Annotated in this window: 1 protein-coding gene; it reads left to right on the forward strand. The window is 60.3% G+C overall.

The window, feature by feature from the left end; translation table 11 throughout:
- Positions 1–35 precede the first annotated feature (35 nt).
- Positions 36–401 (forward strand): helix-turn-helix domain-containing protein (locus tag CNQ84_RS20295; protein WP_133065939.1); only part of this gene is annotated, 366 nt, incomplete at its 3' end.

Raw genomic sequence — 401 nt, forward strand, 5'->3', positions numbered from 1 at the left:
AGTGCAACACCTGACCTTTCCTGTACGGTGTCGCCATGTCTTACCACGAACTCAGTCTCGAAGAACGCTCCAACATCCAGGTCGGTCTGCTGCGCGGCATGAGCCAGCGGGCCATTGCCCGAATGCTTAACCGCAGCCCCTCGACGATCTGTCGCGAGATCCGTCGTAACCGCGGCGCCCAAGGCGAGTACATCACCCAGCATGCCCAGCGAGCGACGTGCGAGCGCCGCATGCCCTGCCGCCCACAAAAAAAGCTGATGCCTGGCACCGAGCTGCTCGATCTGGTCGTCTACCTGCTGCGAAAACGCTTTTCTCCCGAGCAAATTGCCGGCAAGCTCCGTGCGATGGAATTCCCTAACTTCGAAGACGCCTACGTCTGCCGCGAGACGATCTACAACGCG

The sequence above is a fragment of the Pseudomonas abyssi genome, from assembly GCF_002307495.1.
In the GTDB taxonomy this organism is placed as follows: Bacteria; Pseudomonadota; Gammaproteobacteria; order Pseudomonadales; family Pseudomonadaceae; genus Halopseudomonas; species Halopseudomonas abyssi.